Source organism: Micrococcus sp. HOU01 (assembly GCF_035609305.1).
Taxonomy (GTDB): domain Bacteria; phylum Actinomycetota; class Actinomycetes; order Actinomycetales; family Micrococcaceae; genus Micrococcus; species Micrococcus luteus.
In genome coordinates this window covers 1,771,616-1,784,327 of the sequence record NZ_CP141211.1, presented here as the reverse complement: position 1 = coordinate 1,784,327, position 12,712 = coordinate 1,771,616, and the positions used below count along the sequence as shown (strand labels likewise).

The following is a 12,712-nucleotide window of genomic DNA, read 5'->3' as shown; positions in this document are numbered from 1 at the left end:
GCCGCCGGCTTTGGCCGAGGCGGACCCACCCGGTAGGATGGGCTGTCGGTCCGTCGTGGCTGGACCCGTGTCCAGGCCGCATCGCATCCCCGCAGAGGGCGTGCGGACGGGCCGTGTACCCCCGCCGTCCCACCCGCCGAGAGGAGCGACCATGGACAGCATCCAGCACCACGGCGCCGACTCGCCGTGGGTGATCCCCGTGCGCGATCTGACGCGCGGGGCCGGAGTCCAGCGCGAGCTGACGGCCGAGTGGCCCGCCCCCGCGGGCGTCTCCACGCCGCTGCTGGGGATCCCCGAGGGGGACCCCGTCGAACTGGACCTGCGTCTGGAGTCGGTGCACGAGGGCGTCCTCGTCACCGGCACCGCGGACGCGACCCTGAAGGGCGAGTGCGGCCGTTGCCTGCGCCCGCTGCACGAGGGGATCACCGTGGACCTGCAGGAGCTGTACCTCACCGGCACGTCCGAGGACGACGCCGGCGAGCAGCCGCTCGTGGTGCGCGAGACCGTGGACCTCGAACCCGTGTTCCGGGACGCCGTGGTCATCGCCCTCCCGTTCCAGCCGCTGTGCCGGCCGGACTGCGAGGGCCTGTGCGCCGACTGCGGCATCCGCCTCGAGGACGCGCCCGAGGGGCACGCCCACGAGCGCGTGGACCCGCGCTGGGCCGCCCTGGCCCACCTCGCGGGCACCTCAGAGACCTCCATCACCGAGACAGAAGAGAGATAGTCGTGGCAGTCCCGAAGCGGAAGATGTCCCGTGCCAACACCCGTGCCCGCCGGTCGCAGTGGAAGGCCACCGCGCCCGCCCTGGTGAAGTCCGTCGAGAACGGTCGCGTCTCGTACCGCCTGCCCCACCAGGCCGAGCTGAAGACCGACGCCGCCGGCACCCCCCTGTTCTTCGAGTACAAGGGCCGCAAGGTCGCCGACGCCTGAGATGGCGTCCCCGTCGGCTCGCCGCGGGCCTGAGCCCGCGCCCGAGCCAGAAGAGCTGTTCGAGCGTCTCGGTGTGCACATCACCGCCGGGACGCTCGAACGCGCTCTGACGCACCGCTCGTTCGCCTACGAGCAGGGCGGGCTGCCCACCAACGAGCGCCTCGAGTTCCTCGGGGACTCGGTGCTGGGCTACGTGGTCACCGACCACATCTTCACGGTGTACCCGGACCTGGCCGAGGGCGATCTCGCGCGCCGCCGGGCCGCCGTCGTGTCCACGCGTGCCCTGGCGAAGGTGGCGCGCCGGATCGGCATCGGCCCGTTCGTGCGCCTGGGCACGGGGGAGCGCCGCACCGGCGGGGCGGACAAGGACTCGATCCTCGCCGACACCCTCGAGGCGCTCATCGGTGCCGTCTACGTGGACCACGGGGCCGTGGCCGCGGCCGCACTCGTGCACCGTCACGTGGTGCCGCTGCTGGACGAGCCGGACCTGCTGCGCGAGAGCACCGACTGGAAGACGGTCGTGGCCGAGGCCGCCAGCCGCCACGGTCTCGGCGCCGTCCGCTACGCGATCGAGGGTCAGGGCCCCGCGCACGACCCCCGCTACCGGGCCACCCTCGTCGTCGGCGAGCGCGAGTACGGCTCCGCCGTCGCCAGCTCCAAGAAGCAGGCCGAGCGGGACGCCGCGGCCGCCTCCTGGCCCGCCCTCGAGGCGGGCCTGCCGACCGCGGGGCACTGAGGTCGTGCCCGAGCTGCCCGAGGCCGAGGTCGTCCGGCGCGGCCTGGCCCGGTGGGCCACGGACGCCGTCGCCGCGGAGCTCGAGGTCCTCGACCCCCGCTCGCTGCGTCGCAGCCCCGGCGGCGCGGACGCCCTCCGGGAGCGGCTGCGAGGCGCCCGACTGGCCGAGCCGGCTCGCCGCGGCAAGTTCCTCTGGCTGCCCCTGGCCGAGGGCGACGACGCCGTCGTCGTGCACCTGGGCATGAGCGGGCAGATCCTCGTGGACGAACCGGGGGCCGCCGACCAGCGGCACCTGCGCCTGCGCCTGCCCGTCACCGCGGCGGACGGCTCCGCCCGCGAGCTGCGGTTCGTGGACCAGCGGATCTTCGGCGGCTGGTGGCTCGACGCGCTGCGGCCCGACGACGCCGCCGGCGGCGAGCGGATCCCGACCACCGCCGCCCACATCGCCCTGGACCCGCTGCACCCCCTGTTCGACCCCGCGGCCGTGCACGCGCGCCTGGCGCGGCGCCGCTCCACCCTCAAGCGCGCGCTGCTGGACCAGTCGCTGGTCTCCGGGATCGGCAACATCTACGCGGACGAGGCCCTCTGGGGCGCCCGCCTGCACCCCGAGCGCCCGACCGAGCGCATGCGCCGGGCGGACACGCTGCGCCTCATGGCGGCCGTCCAGGACGTGATGCGCCGGGCCCTGGAGGTGGGGGGCACGAGCTTCGACGCGCTCTACGTCAACGTGGACGGGCGATCGGGCTACTTCGCCCGCTCCTTGGCGGCCTACGGGCGCACCGGGCAGCCGTGTCGCCGCTGCGCCGCCGAGGGGGTCGACTCCCGCATCGTCCGCGAGCCGTTCATGAACCGTGCGAGCCACCTGTGCCCGCGCTGCCAGCCCAGGCCGCGCCGTCGCCGGGCCGCGGCGGCCGACGCCTGACGGGGCGTCCGTAGACTGGGCTGACCCCCGACCTCGAGCAGGAGACACGAGTGAGCCATCCCCCGGCCGCGTCCTGGACGCCCGAGCCCCTGCCGCGTCCCGAGTCCCCGCGCGACGACGCCCCGCCGGTCGCGCGGCGCCGCCGACGCTGGCCGTGGGTCGTCGGCGTGCTCGCCGTTCTGCTCGCCGTTCTGCTCGCGGCACTGCTCGGCCTGGGCGCCTGGTACGCGGGCTCGCTCGGGCGCACCTTCGACGACCACCGGCAGACGGTGGACGTGGGGGCGCTCGAGCAGGCGGCCGGGGACGGCCCGCTGAACGTGCTCGTCCTGGGCTCCGACTCCCGCGAGGGCGAGGGCGAGCAGGACATGGGCCAGCGCTCGGACACCATGATGCTCGTGCACATCCCCGCGGACCGACGCCAGGTCTACGTCATGTCCGTGCTGCGGGATTCGTGGGTGACCGTGCCCGGCCACGGCGAGGCGAAGATCAACTCGGCCTTCGACACGGGCGGCTACGCCCTCGCCGTGGACACGGTGGAGCTGCTGCTGGGAGTGCCGATCCACCACGTCCTCGAGGTCGACTTCCAGGGCTTCCGGGGCGTGACGAACGCGCTGGGCGGCGTCGAGGTCTGCAACCCGCAGGCCTTCTCCTCCGGGCAGGCCAACCCCTCGTACTACCCGCGCGGGGACATCCTGCTGCAGGACACCGCCGCCCTGCGCTACGTGCGCGAGCGGCACGCCTTCGACGACGGCGACGTCACCCGCGTGAAGAACCAGCAGCGTTACCTGGCCGGGGCGATGGACCGCTTCCTTAGCCCGCAGATCCTGGGCAACCCCGCCCGCACCACCGAGGTCGTCGCCACATTCTCCGACCACCTCGGTGTGGACGAGGGGCTCACGTCCGGCGTGATCGCCTCGCTCGCGTGGCAGCTGCGCGACGTGCGCGGCGAGGACGTCGAGATGTTCACGGTGCCCCGCAAGGGCTTCGCCACCGGACCGAACGGCGACGCCATCGTCGAGCTCGACGAGGACAAGCTGGCGGACCTGCGCTCCGCCCTCGCCGACGACGACGTCCAGCGCTATGTCGACGAGCACGAGCCCAAGAAGGACAAGAAGGCCCAGGCCGCCGGCGGGCCGGCCCCCGTGCTGACCCTGCTGACCGGCACCACGCCCGCACCCGCCCTCGGGGAGGACCCCTGTGACAACTGAGCCGCGCCGCCCCCGCCTCCTGCTGGTCTCCCACTCCTACCGGCCCGAGCGCACCCCGCCCGCCCGTCGCTGGGGCGCGGTCGTGGCGGCGCTGCGGTCGGCGGGCTGGGACGTCGACGTCGTCGCGCCCGGGGGTGTGCGCCCCTTCGCCGGGCCCGACGGCGAACACGTCCTGCCCACGCCTCGCCTGCCCCTGGGGGAGGCCGGCCGCAACGGCCGCTTCGCCGAGGCGGTGGTGCACGCGCTGCTCGCCATCCCGCGCGGGATGGCCACCCGACGCCCGGACGTGGTGGTGGCCACCGTGCCCGCCCTGCCCGTGGTGGTGCCCGGCGTCGTGCTCTCCCGCCTCTGGCGCCGTCCGCTCGTGCTGGAGATGCGCGACGCCTGGCCGGATCTCGCCCACGAGGCCGGGGTCCACCAGGGCCTGCTGGGCGTCGCGATGGAGCGTGTCGTGACCGGCGGCCAGCGCGCGGCCCGACTCGTGGTGACCGTCACGGACGGCTTCGCGGAGACGCTGCGCGGGCGCGGCGTGCGGGTGGTCCGCACCCTGGGCAACGGTGTGGACCTGGCCCGCCTGGCCGTGGCGCCGCGGCGGGAGCGGGACGCCGGTGAGCTCCACGTGCTGTACCTGGGCAACATGGGCGAGAGCCAGGGGCTCGAGCGGCTCATCGACGCCGCGGCGACGCTGCGTCGCACCCGGCCGGGGGTGCGCGTCCGACTGGTCGGGGAGGGGACCCGGCGTCCGGCGCTGGAGGCCCGCAACGCCGAGCTCGGCTCGCCGGCCGAGATCCTCGGACCCGTCCGCGGCGCCGCCGTCGCCGAGCAGTACGCGTGGGCGGACACGTTGGTGGTGGCCCTGCGTCCCGACTGGCCGAGCTTCCGGCACACCGTGCCCTCCAAGACCTACGAGGTGCTCGCCGTCGGCCGGCACGTCACGGGCCTGGTGACGGGGGAGGCCGCCCGCACCCTCGAGGCAGCCGGCGGCGCCGAGGTCATCGGCCCGGACGTGGACGACCTGGTACGGCACCTGACGGCGCTCGCGGACGACCCGCACCGCACCGACGTCGGCGCGGGCGGACGCGACTGGGTGCGCCGCCACGCCGACCTGCCGGCCGTGGCCCGCCGCTACGAGCGACTGCTGCGCCGCGTCGCCGGTCGCTGAGCCCGACGTCGGCCCTGGAGCGGAGACGTGCTCGGTCACGGTACTCGCGGCGCCGTGGGTCGAGTCCGGTCCCTATACTCGACAAGGCATTACAGGTGGCCCGACGTGCGTTGCGGTCTTCCTGTGCGACCGTTTCGACGAATGAGGACCACCGCATGACGACGCAGATCAAGGACGTGGCCGTGATCGGCCTGGGCTACATCGGACTGCCGACGGCTGCCATCCTGGCGGAGAACGGCGTGCGCGTGCACGGCGTGGACGTCTCGGACCGCACGGTGGACGCCGTGAATGCGGGCACGGTGCCCTTCGTGGAGCCGGACCTGGCCGGGTTCGTCGCGCGCGGCGTCGAGAAGGGCCTGCTCAGCGCCTCGACGACGACACCGGCGGCGGACGCCTACATCGTCGCCGTGCCGACCCCGTTCAAGGACGGGCACTCCCCGGACCTGGGCTACATCGAGGCCGCCGCCCGTGGCCTGGCCCCGCAGCTGACCGGGGACGAGCTCGTCATCCTCGAGTCCACCTCGCCCCCCGGCGCCACCGAGCACATGGCCGAGGTGATCTTCGCCGAGCGTCCTGAGCTGCGCGAGTCCGAGCTGGACTTCGCCCACTGCCCCGAGCGGGTGCTCCCGGGCCGTGTGATGGTCGAGCTCGTGACCAACGACCGGATCGTCGGCGGCTCGACCCGGCGCGCGGCCGAGCGGGCCCGCGACCTCTACCGCACGTTCTGCGAGGGCGAGATCCTGCTGACGGACACCCGCACCGCGGAGATGGCCAAGCTCGTGGAGAACTCCTTCCGCGACGTCAACATCGCCTTCGCCAACGAGCTGTCCGTGATCTGCGCCGAGCAGGGCATCGACGTGTGGGAGCTCATCGAGCTCGCCAACCACCATCCCCGCGTGAACATCCTGCAGCCGGGCCCCGGCGTGGGCGGCCACTGCATCGCCGTGGACCCGTGGTTCATCGTGGACGCCGCCCCGCAGACCGCCCGGCTGATCCGCGCGGCCCGGGAGATCAACGACGGCAAGCCCCAGTGGGTCATCGATCAGGTCAAGGCTGCGGCCTTCGACGTCCAGCAGGCCACCGGCCGCGCTCCGGTCGTCGCCGCCCTCGGCCTGGCCTTCAAGCCGAACATCGACGACCTGCGTGAATCCCCGGCCCTGAACATCGCGGCCGAGCTGGCGGGCCAGTTCTCCGGGTCCGACGTGCTCGTGGTCGAGCCGCACGTGACGGAGCTGCCGGCCGCGCTGCAGGGCAAGGACAACGTGCGCCTGGTCGCGGCCGACGAGGCCCTGGACGCCGCCGACATCGTGGTGCTGCTGGTGGACCACTCCGCCTTCGCCGACCTCGGCGACCGCGTGGCCGACAAGCGCGTGATCGACACGCGCGGCCAGTGGCGCGCAACGCCGGGGTCCTGATCCGTGGGTTCCGCCTCGGCCGTCCCGTGGCGGTCCAACCTCGGCGTGCTCGCGCAGACCGTGGCCGAGCACGCCGTGGACGACCCGATCCTGCTCACGCTGCAGGGCGCCCGGCGGCTGCCTGAACGTCTGAGGGGCACTGCCGCGCGAGGGCTGACGACGTTGGGGACAGCCGCAGGCGGGGTACCGGCCGCGGTGGGTTTTCACATGTTGGGGGCCGCCGAGGACGCTCAGGAACGACTGGCCGCCGCCGACGGGATCCGCTACGCGCCGGCGCGTGCGGACGTGCTCGTGCACCTGTCCGCGTTCGAGGACGCTGCCGCCGTCCTGGAGGCGGTCCCGCCGGCGTCCCGCGGCGCGGCCTGGCACGCTGCGGCCTCACGTCTGGCCCACCACACCGGTGACCTCGACGCCGCCGTGCGGCACGCCCGTGTCCATCGACGGAACCGGGCCCTGGCGCGCCGCATGGCGGGTGAACGCGAGGCGTTGACGGGCGACTGGCCGACCCTGCCGCGCGAAACCGGGTACACACCGCGCCCGGGGCGGGTGCTCCACGTGCTCACCAACTCCCTGCCCCACACCCGCTCCGGATACGCCCAGCGCAGCCACGCGATCCTTCGGGCCCAGGCCGAGGCAGGTCTGCAGGTCAGTGCCGTGACCCGCCCCGGCTACCCCGTGCAGGTGGGTGTGCCGTGGGCGCGTGCGGTGGACGTGGTGGACGGGATCGAGTACCACCGACTGACGCCGTCGCGCCTGGCCCAAGGCCAGGCCGCGCGGGTGCGTCAGCATGCCGCACTGCTGCTCGAGGTGGTCCGCGCCGAACGCCCGGCACTGCTGCACACCACCACCCACTACGTGAACGCGATGGCTGTCCGCGCCGTGGCCGAGGCCTGCGGGATCCCCTGGGTGTATGAAGTCCGCGGTCGCCTCGCCGACACGTGGGCCGCGACCCGGGGACCCGCGGCGACAGCCTCCCCCCGGTACGCCGCCTTCACGGCCCGTGAGGCCCAGGCCGCCCGCGCTGCGGACGCCGTCGTCACCCTCGGGGAGGGCATGCGGCAGACGCTCGTCACCGAGGGCGTCGATCCCGAGCGGATCGTGCTGGCCCCCAACGCGGTGGACGCCCGCTTCGAGGCGCCGCCGCCCTCTCGTGCGACGGCCCGTCAGCACCTCGGCCTGGATCCGGACGGCCGGTACGTGGGCACTGTCTCCTCGATCGTGGACTACGAGGGGCTGGACCTGCTGGTGCGGGCTGCGGCCCGGCTGGCCCCGGAACACCCCCGCCTCCGTCTACGCATCGTCGGCGACGGGGTCGCCCTGCCCGGCCTGCGCGTGCTCGCTCACCGCCTGGGGATCGCCGACATCTGTGAGTTCCCCGGACGGGTGGCCCGCGAGGACGCAGTGTGGCACCATTCGGCCCTGGACGTGTTCTGCGTCCCGCGCCGGGACCTCCCCGTCACCCGCGCCGTCACGCCCATGAAGTCTGTGGAAGCCTCGGCGCTCGGCCGCCCCGTGGTGGCCTCCGATCTGCCCGCACTCGCGGAGCTGGTCGAGGATGGGGTCACCGGCGAGTTGTTCCGTGCCGAGGACCTGGACGCGTTCGTGGCGGCCCTCGGCCGTCTGCTCTCCAGGCCGGAGGAGGCCGAGCGACTCGGCCGAGCGGGACGGGACTGGGCGCTGGCCACTCGCACCTGGTCGAGCAACGTCACCCGCTACCGAGACCTGTACACAGCCCTGGGAGTCACCGATGCCTGAAAAGCCGTTGTCACGCCGGGTCGTCAGCGCCGGTGGCCGCATTCTGCGGGCCACCCGGCGACGCGTCGAACCCAATCTGAGCCCCGAGATGCGCCGTCGCCTGTCCCGCGCGGTTCGTGCGATGCCCGACCCCATGGCCCAGCGGGTCCGAGGTGCCGCCCGCATCACCCCGCGCTCCGCCGTCGTCGGCGGAGGCCGAGGCCGAGGCCGCGGGCGTGGACGCGGACGTCCTGCGCTTGTCATGGATCCTCTCGATCTGCTGGTCGAGGTCCCCGCCGCCGGCGTGCAGATGGCCGGCCGTGCGGCCGCCGCTGTGCGGGACGACGCCGGTGCCGCCGCCCGCCTCGACAGGGCCCTGCACGGGTCCCACCCCCCGGTCAGCCAGGCCGGGGGCGGCCGCCGTGTGGCCGTGCTCGCCCGTCCGGAGATCGAGGAGGCCCTGATCGATGCCGGCCATGCCGTCGAGCCCCTCGTGCCCGGCACTGCACGCGCCGTGATGGCGCGTGTCGAGGTCGCGGTCCTGGATCTCGAGGGGTTCACCGGTGTGTGGGGCGGCGCCTTGGATGCCGAGGGCGTGGGTTTGGCCCGTGAGGTCATGACCGCCGTCGAGGAGGGTGCCCGTCGGGGTGTGACGACCTGGCTGGCGGCCGGCACCGGGCGACGCAGCCACCTGGGTGCTCCGGCCCTCTTGGCCCATCCCAACATCGAGGCGCTGGACGTGCTGAACCCCGCGCCGCCGATCCACTACACCCAGGACCCCACAGACGCCCCGCGCGGTGTGGCCGATGTGGTTCTTGCGGTCCTGCACGACGCCGAGCCCCACGTCCGCCCCCTTGCCCGAGAGACCCACGCATGAGCACCGACCACCTGACCGCCGTCTCCGAGACCACGGACCGCCCCCGTGTGCCGGTCGTCCTGTTGTACGGGGACGTGGACCTCAACGTCCTGGACGGATCCGCTGTCTGGCTGGGGTCCATGGCCGAGACGTGGGTGGCCGCCGGCGCCGAGGTCCACGTGCAGCTGAAGGCGCTCGAGCGCCGTGACGTCCTGACGTCGGACCTACGGGCTCTCGCTGGTGTGACGTTGCACGAGGCCGACCCGGAGCCGGGCACGGACCAGATGGACCGCCCCCGTGCCGTCGAGGTGCTGGAGGATCTCGCAGAGCGGCTTCACCCGGACATCGTCATGGTGCGCGGCATCCACCTGTGTGCGGAGGTCGCCCGCCGGGGGGCCTTCCCCGGTCGGCTCTGGTCCTACGTGACCGAGTTCGGCTACCCGTCCAGTGGTGCGGCCCCGGCGAAGCTGGACGTCATCCGCTCGATCGCCGCCGCCAGCCGCGTGATGCTCGCCCAGACCGAGGACGCCCGCGCCGTTCTGGAGGCTTACGTTCCCGAGGCCGCGGGCCGCACCCTCGTGCTCACCCCGATGATCCCGGATGCCCTCGTGGCCTCGGCCACCCAAGCACGGGCCCACGGTGAGGCAGCGGCGCACTCCGATGCGGGGCGTCCGCTGGAGCTGGTCTACACGGGCAAGTTCGCCCGGAACTGGCGCACTGACCTGATGCCCGCCCTCGTGTCGGCCCTCGCCGGGCACGGCGTCCCGGCGCGCCTGACGATGGTGGGTGACAAGGTCCATAGGGAGAAGACGGACCCCACGTTCTTCGGCCGCATGACGGAGCTGATGCAGACCCCGGACCCGGCGGTGACCTGGACCGGTGGCGTTCCCCGCAGTGCAGCCCTCGACCATACCGCCCGGGCGGACATGGCCCTGAGCTGGAGGTCGCCTGCCCTGGACGTGAGCCTCGAGTTGTCCACCAAGGTCCTCGAGTCCTGCGCCCTCGGCGTGCCTCCGGTCCTCAACCGGACCGCGGCGCACGAACGGCTGCTCGGGGTGGACTGGCCCCTGTTCGTGGAGCCGCACACGGACTCCGTCGAAGGCGTCGCGCAGCTGTTGGCCACGGCCCGCCCGCATCTGGGGGCGCTGGCCGAGCGTGCCGTGGCGGCCGCGGCCCCGTATCGGGTCTCCGCCCGGGCCGAGGTGCTGCGTGGGTATGTGGAGCGGGTGGTGCCCGGATTCTCCCCGCAGGCTCTGCCGGCGCTGCGGTCTGCCGAGACGACAGACAGGAACCCTGCCTCCCCGGGCCGTCCGCTGCGGGTCGTGGTGGCCGGCCACGACCTGAAGTTCGCGGGCGAGCTGCTGGACATGCTGCGCACCCATCCCGGGGTCGAACTGCGGATCGATAGGTGGGCGGGCCTGCACCGGCACGATGCGTCCGTCTCCCGCGGGCACGTTGAGTGGGCGGACGTGGTGCTGTGCGAATGGGCGGGGCCCAATGCGGTGTGGTACGCCCGCCACAAGCGCCCCGGTCAGAAGCTCGTCGTCCGACTCCACATGTTCGAGCTGCGCGGTGCGTGGCTGAGTGACCTCGACCTGGATGCGGTGGACACACTCATCACCGTCTCGGACCATTACCGGGATCTCACGGTGGAGGCACTCGGTGCGGACCCGGGGCGCGTGCGGGTCATCCCCAACGCCGTGTCCGTGGCGGACCTGGCCCGGGAACCCGTGGCAGGCGCCGAGTTCCGCCTGGGGCTGGTCGGCATCGTTCCGCTGCGCAAGCGTCTGGATCGCGCCCTGGACCTGCTGCGCGTGCTGCGCGCCGCAGACGACCGGTTCACCCTGCACGTGCGTGGTCGCATGCCGTGGGAGTACCGCCACGAGTGGCAGGATCCCCTCCAGCGGGAGGGGTACCTGGATCTCTTCGCGAAGTTGGGCGGGGATCCGCTGCACCGGGCGGTGGCGTTCGAACCGTTCGGCGCGGACATGGGCACGTGGTTGCGGCGCATGGGATGGGTGCTCTCACCCAGCTCGGTGGAGAGCTTCCACCTCGCGCCCGCCGAGGGGATGGCGGCCGGATCGCTCCCGGTGATCTGGGACCGCCCGGGTGCGGACGGCGTCTTCGGCGCCGACCTCGTCCACGCGGACACTGAGGCCGCCGCCCGCTGGATCCTGGAGCTCACACAGGACGAGGCACGACGGCAGGAGTGGTCCGCGCGCATGCGGGAACGCGTGCTCGCGTTCGACGAGCGCACCGTGGCCCGTGCCTGGGCGGAGGCCCTGGGCCTGGACTGAGGGTCAGGGCCGGCGCGGGGCGCGCGTGCCGAGGTTCGGGAGCGGTAGAGTCACATCGGGGCGTCATAGCGTCGTCGACCGTGGACCGCCCGGATACCGGCCCGTCACGGGCCCGCCGCCACATGGAAGGACCCTGGTCCAGGATGAAGATCGCCGTCGTCGCCCTCGGGAAGATCGGCCTGCCGCTCGCCGTGCAGTTCGCGAGCAAGGGACACGAAGTGGTGGGCGTGGATGTCAACGCCGCCGTGGTAGACCTCGTCAACGCCGGCACTGAGCCGTTCCCCGGTGAGGCCCACCTGCAAGAGAGGCTCTCCGAGGCCGTCGACGCCGGTCGGCTACGCGCCACCACCGACTACGGGGAGGCGATCCCCGGTGCGGACGCCGTCGTCCTGGTGGTCCCGCTGTTCGTCGACGAGGAGGCCCGGCCGGACTTCGCGTGGCTGGACGGGGCCACCACCTCGCTGGCCCAGCACCTCACCCCCGGCACCCTGGTGTCCTACGAGACCACCCTGCCCGTGGGCACCACCCGCACCCGGTGGAAGCCGATGATCGAGGAGGGCTCCGGCCTGAAGGAAGGGGAGGACTTCCACCTCGTGTTCTCCCCGGAGCGCGTGCTCACCGGCCGCGTGTTCGAGGACCTGCGCCGCTACCCGAAGCTCATCGGTGCCCTGTCCCAGGCCGGCGCGGACCGCGCCCGCGAGTTCTACGAGGCCGTGCTGGACTTCGACGAGCGCCCGGACCTGCCGCGCGCCAACGGCGTCTGGGACCTGGGCTCGGCGGAGGCCTCCGAGATGGCCAAGCTCGCCGAGACCACCTACCGGGACGTCAACATCGGCTTGGCCAACGAGTTCGCCCGCTACGCCGGAGCCAACGGCATCGACATCTACCAGGTGATCGAGGCCTCGAACTCTCAGCCCTACAGCCACATCCACCGGCCCGGCATCGCCGTGGGCGGTCACTGCATCCCCGTGTACCCGCGGCTGTACCTGTGGAACGACCCGGCCGCAGACATCGTGCGCACGGCCCGCGCGGTCAACGCCGGCATGCCCTCCTACGCCGTCCAGCTGCTGGCCGAATCCCACGGGGACCTCGCCGGCCAGCGGGTGGTGGTCCTCGGCGCCGCCTACCGCGGCGGAGTGAAGGAGACCGCGTTCTCCGGAGTGTTCGCCACGGTGCAAGCGCTGACCGAGGCCGGGGCCGACGTCGCCGTCCACGACCCGATGTACGAGGACGCCGAGCTCGCGTCGTTGGGCTTCTCCCCGTACCACCTGGGCGCCGAGGTCGATGCGGCCGTCATCCAGACCGACCACGCCGAGTACCGCACGCTCTCCCCGGCGGACCTGCCGGGGATGCGGACCCTCGTGGACGGCCGCAACATCACCGACGCCGCCGACTGGAAGGGCGTGACCCGCCGGGTCATCGGCCTGCCGCACGAGTCCACCCAGGCCTGAG

The 12,712-nt window shown here is 73.3% G+C and carries 11 protein-coding genes; all 11 read left to right on the top strand.

Going from position 1 to position 12,712, the window contains the following annotated elements:
* The first annotated feature begins 151 nt into the window (after positions 1-151).
* The 11 genes from SOY78_RS08165 to SOY78_RS08115 all read left to right on the top strand — a co-directional run bounded on the left by SOY78_RS08165 (position 152) and on the right by SOY78_RS08115 (position 12,711).
* Positions 152-724, top strand: coding sequence for a YceD family protein (locus tag SOY78_RS08165; RefSeq protein WP_002856392.1), 573 nt, complete (start codon positions 152-154; stop codon positions 722-724).
* Positions 725-726: 2 nt separating this feature from the next.
* Positions 727-930: a 50S ribosomal protein L32 gene (gene rpmF, locus SOY78_RS08160; protein ID WP_002856390.1), complete on the top strand. Its 204-nt coding sequence runs from the start codon at positions 727-729 to the stop codon at positions 928-930.
* A 73-nt stretch (positions 931-1,003) separates the two neighbouring features.
* On the top strand, positions 1,004-1,666 hold the full coding sequence (gene rnc / locus SOY78_RS08155) for a ribonuclease III (RefSeq protein ID WP_036312892.1): 663 nt from the start codon (positions 1,004-1,006) through the stop codon (positions 1,664-1,666).
* Positions 1,667-1,670: 4 nt separating this feature from the next.
* On the top strand, positions 1,671-2,588 hold the full coding sequence (gene mutM / locus SOY78_RS08150) for a bifunctional DNA-formamidopyrimidine glycosylase/DNA-(apurinic or apyrimidinic site) lyase (protein ID WP_251649602.1): 918 nt from the start codon (positions 1,671-1,673) through the stop codon (positions 2,586-2,588).
* Positions 2,589-2,638: 50 nt separating this feature from the next.
* Complete coding sequence (locus SOY78_RS08145) at positions 2,639-3,796, top strand: LCP family protein (RefSeq protein ID WP_324701424.1); 1,158 nt, start codon at positions 2,639-2,641, stop codon at positions 3,794-3,796.
* A complete protein-coding gene (locus SOY78_RS08140) occupies positions 3,786-4,958 on the top strand; it encodes a glycosyltransferase family 4 protein (protein ID WP_222959142.1) in 1,173 nt (390 codons plus the stop codon). Before SOY78_RS08145 ends, SOY78_RS08140 begins: the two co-directional genes overlap by 11 nt.
* A gap of 155 nt (positions 4,959-5,113) precedes the next feature.
* Positions 5,114-6,373 (top strand): UDP-N-acetyl-D-mannosamine dehydrogenase, encoded by a 1,260-nt coding sequence (wecC, locus tag SOY78_RS08135; protein WP_036381206.1) that lies wholly within the window; start codon positions 5,114-5,116, stop codon positions 6,371-6,373.
* A gap of 3 nt (positions 6,374-6,376) precedes the next feature.
* Positions 6,377-8,128 (top strand): glycosyltransferase family 4 protein, encoded by a 1,752-nt coding sequence (locus SOY78_RS08130; RefSeq protein WP_324701423.1) that lies wholly within the window; start codon positions 6,377-6,379, stop codon positions 8,126-8,128.
* Positions 8,129-8,369: 241 nt separating this feature from the next.
* Positions 8,370-8,984, top strand: coding sequence for a hypothetical protein (locus SOY78_RS08125; RefSeq protein ID WP_324701422.1), 615 nt, complete (start codon positions 8,370-8,372; stop codon positions 8,982-8,984).
* Positions 8,981-11,260 (top strand): glycosyltransferase, encoded by a 2,280-nt coding sequence (locus tag SOY78_RS08120; protein WP_324701421.1) that lies wholly within the window; start codon positions 8,981-8,983, stop codon positions 11,258-11,260. Before SOY78_RS08125 ends, SOY78_RS08120 begins: the two co-directional genes overlap by 4 nt.
* A gap of 143 nt (positions 11,261-11,403) precedes the next feature.
* On the top strand, positions 11,404-12,711 hold the full coding sequence (locus SOY78_RS08115) for a nucleotide sugar dehydrogenase (RefSeq protein ID WP_324701420.1): 1,308 nt from the start codon (positions 11,404-11,406) through the stop codon (positions 12,709-12,711).
* Position 12,712 lies beyond the last annotated feature (1 nt).

Bases quoted from the DNA above. Each gene is read 5' to 3' on its own strand.
- SOY78_RS08115 (WP_324701420.1), top strand. From the start codon at position 11,404: ATGAAGATCGCCGTCGTCGCCCTCGGGAAGATCGGCCTGCCGCTCGCC.
- SOY78_RS08165 (WP_002856392.1), top strand. From the start codon at position 152: ATGGACAGCATCCAGCACCACGGCGCCGACTCGCCGTGGGTGATCCCC.
- SOY78_RS08125 (WP_324701422.1), top strand. From the start codon at position 8,370: ATGGATCCTCTCGATCTGCTGGTCGAGGTCCCCGCCGCCGGCGTGCAG.
- wecC (WP_036381206.1), top strand. From the start codon at position 5,114: ATGACGACGCAGATCAAGGACGTGGCCGTGATCGGCCTGGGCTACATC.
- SOY78_RS08120 (WP_324701421.1), top strand. From the start codon at position 8,981: ATGAGCACCGACCACCTGACCGCCGTCTCCGAGACCACGGACCGCCCC.